This is a genomic window from Serratia sp. BW106 (genome assembly GCF_002607755.1).
Taxonomy (GTDB): domain Bacteria; phylum Pseudomonadota; class Gammaproteobacteria; order Enterobacterales; family Enterobacteriaceae; genus Serratia; species Serratia proteamaculans.
In genome coordinates, this window is sequence record NZ_MCGS01000065.1 from 1 (window position 1) to 1,837 (window position 1,837).

A 1,837-nucleotide genomic window follows, 5' to 3' on the forward strand; every position below is an offset into this window, starting at 1 on the left:
TTTCATCAGACAATCTGTGTGAGCACTTCACTCGAATCAATATCATTAGGTAAGGAGGTGATCCAACCGCAGGTTCCCCTACGGTTACCTTGTTACGACTTCACCCCAGTCATGAATCACAAAGTGGTAAGCGCCCTCCCGAAGGTTAAGCTACCTACTTCTTTTGCAACCCACTCCCATGGTGTGACGGGCGGTGTGTACAAGGCCCGGGAACGTATTCACCGTAGCATTCTGATCTACGATTACTAGCGATTCCGACTTCACGGAGTCGAGTTGCAGACTCCGATCCGGACTACGACGTACTTTATGAGGTCCGCTGGCTCTCGCGAGTTCGCTTCTCTTTGTATACGCCATTGTAGCACGTGTGTAGCCCTACTCGTAAGGGCCATGATGACTTGACGTCATCCCCACCTTCCTCCGGTTTATCACCGGCAGTCTCCTTTGAGTTCCCGCCATTACGCGCTGGCAACAAAGGATAAGGGTTGCGCTCGTTGCGGGACTTAACCCAACATTTCACAACACGAGCTGACGACAGCCATGCAGCACCTGTCTCACAGTTCCCGAAGGCACTAAGGCATCTCTGCCGAATTCTGTGGATGTCAAGAGTAGGTAAGGTTCTTCGCGTTGCATCGAATTAAACCACATGCTCCACCGCTTGTGCGGGCCCCCGTCAATTCATTTGAGTTTTAACCTTGCGGCCGTACTCCCCAGGCGGTCGACTTAACGCGTTAGCTCCGGAAGCCACGCCTCAAGGGCACAACCTCCAAGTCGACATCGTTTACAGCGTGGACTACCAGGGTATCTAATCCTGTTTGCTCCCCACGCTTTCGCACCTGAGCGTCAGTCTTTGTCCAGGGGGCCGCCTTCGCCACCGGTATTCCTCCAGATCTCTACGCATTTCACCGCTACACCTGGAATTCTACCCCCCTCTACAAGACTCTAGCTTGCCAGTTTCAAATGCAGTTCCCACGTTAAGCGCGGGGATTTCACATCTGACTTAACAAACCGCCTGCGTGCGCTTTACGCCCAGTAATTCCGATTAACGCTTGCACCCTCCGTATTACCGCGGCTGCTGGCACGGAGTTAGCCGGTGCTTCTTCTGCGAGTAACGTCAATGTAATGTGCTATTAACACACTACCCTTCCTCCTCGCTGAAAGTGCTTTACAACCCGAAGGCCTTCTTCACACACGCGGCATGGCTGCATCAGGCTTGCGCCCATTGTGCAATATTCCCCACTGCTGCCTCCCGTAGGAGTCTGGACCGTGTCTCAGTTCCAGTGTGGCTGGTCATCCTCTCAGACCAGCTAGGGATCGTCGCCTAGGTGAGCCATTACCCCACCTACTAGCTAATCCCATCTGGGCACATCTGATGGCGTGAGGCCCGAAGGTCCCCCACTTTGGTCCGAAGACGTTATGCGGTATTAGCTACCGTTTCCAGTAGTTATCCCCCTCCATCAGGCAGTTTCCCAGACATTACTCACCCGTCCGCCGCTCGTCACCCAGAGAGCAAGCTCTCCTGTGCTACCGCTCGACTTGCATGTGTTAGGCCTGCCGCCAGCGTTCAATCTGAGCCATGATCAAACTCTTCAATTAAAAGCTTGATTTGCTTCAACTCGTGAAGCGATGCTCGAAAATAACTTTCGTAATAGTCGTTCTGTTGGACAAGCCAACGAAACAACGTATTGCTTGGTCACTCTTCAAGACTTGATATTTTTTCGAACCCGAAGGTTCTGGATATCGTCTTGTGGAGTGCCCACACAGATTGTCTGATAAATTGTTAAAGAGCAGTGAGTTAGCCGCCGTAGCTTGCTATCTCGAGGTGGCGTATATTACGCTT

At 52.3% G+C, this 1,837-nt stretch carries 1 rRNA gene; it reads right to left on the minus strand.

The window, feature by feature from the left end:
- Nucleotides 1-50: 50 nt before the first annotated feature.
- Nucleotides 51-1,593: ribosomal RNA gene (locus BEI65_RS25910) — 16S ribosomal RNA — on the minus strand.
- Between the last annotated feature and the right edge of the window lie 244 nt (nt 1,594-1,837).